General features: G+C 77.7%; 1 protein-coding gene. It reads right to left on the bottom strand.

Going from position 1 to position 1,664, the window contains the following annotated elements:
- Positions 1-41: 41 nt before the first annotated feature.
- A complete protein-coding gene (locus ABZ641_RS36335) occupies positions 42-1,190 on the bottom strand; it encodes a glutamate--cysteine ligase (protein ID WP_359988774.1) in 1,149 nt (382 codons plus the stop codon).
- Positions 1,191-1,664: the final 474 nt, after the last annotated feature.

The raw sequence follows: 1,664 nt of genomic DNA, 5'->3' as shown, positions 1-1,664 counted from the left end.
GTAGGACCCGCCGCCCGGCGGGTCCTACGGGTCCCGGGCCCTCAGGCCCCGGCGGTCAGCGCGGCGAGTTCGTCCACCACGTCGCCGTACCGGCCGCGCCGGGCGAAGGCGGCCCGCTGCCGGTCGGCGCCGGTGCCGGCCGTGCACAGGCCGGCCAGCAGCTGGCGGACGGTGCCGAGGTCCCCGGCGGCCTCCAGGCCCGGCCGGGCGCGTTCCACGAGCAGGTCCACCAGGTGCCGCATCGGTGCGACGCGGCCGGTCACCGGGTCCGCCCCGTTGCCGTTGATGCCGCAGAGCGCGGCCGACCAGTGCGCGGCGTCGATCATCGCCGTGGTGTCGGCCCCCGCCCCGTCCGGACCGGCCGCCACCGGGTCCTCCGGGAGCTCGGCCAGCATCGTGGTGGCGAGTCCGCGCACCAGCGCCGCCACCAGCAGCGTGGTGTCCACGTCCGCGTTGGTGTCGGCGACCCTGACCTCCAACGTCGGGACGTGCTCGGACGGCCGCGAGTACCAGTAGATCATCGCGGTGTCGAGGATCACCCCGGCGTCCAGCAGACCGCCGACCGTCGCCCGGTAGCCGGGCTCGTCCAGCCGCGGCGCCGGGCCGACCGTCGGCCAGCGCCGGTAGAAGGCGTGCCGCCAGCTCGCGTAACCGGTGTCCCGGCCCGCACTGAACGGCGAGTTCACCGCCAGCGCCTGCACGATCGGCAGCCACGGCCGCATCCGGTTGTTCAGTGCCAGCGCCCGCGCCCGGCACGGCACGCCGACGTGCACGTGGCAGCCGCAGACCAGGCCCTCCGGGCTGGTCGCCACCGCACCGACGTGCTCGCTGATCCGCCGGTACCGCGCCGAGTCGGTGATCGCCGGCGGATGCCCGTCCGCGATCACCGGCATCGCGGTGCCGACCGGGCGGCAGTCCGCGCCCGCGGCCGCCTCCCGCAGCACCGCCCGCAGGTGCACCAGGTCGGCGCGCAACTCCGGCAGGCTCCGGGCGGGGCGGGTGCACACCTCGGCCTGCGAGGTGAAGAACTCGGTCTGCACCCGCTCGCCGAGCACGTCCGAAGCCTCCTTGACGACACCGGGCGCGCGGCCGACGGGCAGCCGCGAGTGCCGGTCGACGAGCAGGAACTCCTCCTCGACCCCCACCGTCGGCACCTCCAGCGCCCGGCGGAGGCGGGCCCCGGCCGTCACCGGACCGGACCTCTCGCCGGGGCCGCAGAGCCGCCGACCGAACCGCCTGCCGGACCACCGGCCAAGCCACCTGCCGGACCACCGGCCGGGACGGGCTGCGGGTTCGGCGGCACCGGCTCGGGGCCGGGTACCGGCGGAACCGGATCCGGCGGCACCGGGTCGGGCCCGGGACCGGGCGGGGAGGGCGGCACCGGGGCCGGTCCCGGGGGCACCGGCTCGGGCCCAGGCGGTACCGGAGGCACGGGGACGGGCGGGGGAGGGACGGGTGCCGGGTCGGGCACCGGTCCGACGTCCGGTCCCGGAGGAACGGGGACGGTCATGGCGTCCTCCTTGTCACGGGGGCGGGAGACCGGTCGTCACGCAGCACCGGCCGTCACGCGGGCGGAACACCGGCCTCCGGGCCGGGCGCCCCGTCCATGGTCCGACGGCCCGCGCCGATGCGCAGCCGACCGGGCTGCACGACCCGGGCTCGCG

Source organism: Kitasatospora sp. NPDC007106 (genome assembly GCF_040634455.1).
GTDB lineage: Bacteria > Actinomycetota > Actinomycetes > Streptomycetales > Streptomycetaceae > Kitasatospora > Kitasatospora arboriphila.
This window is presented reverse-complemented; position numbering and strand designations above follow the sequence as displayed.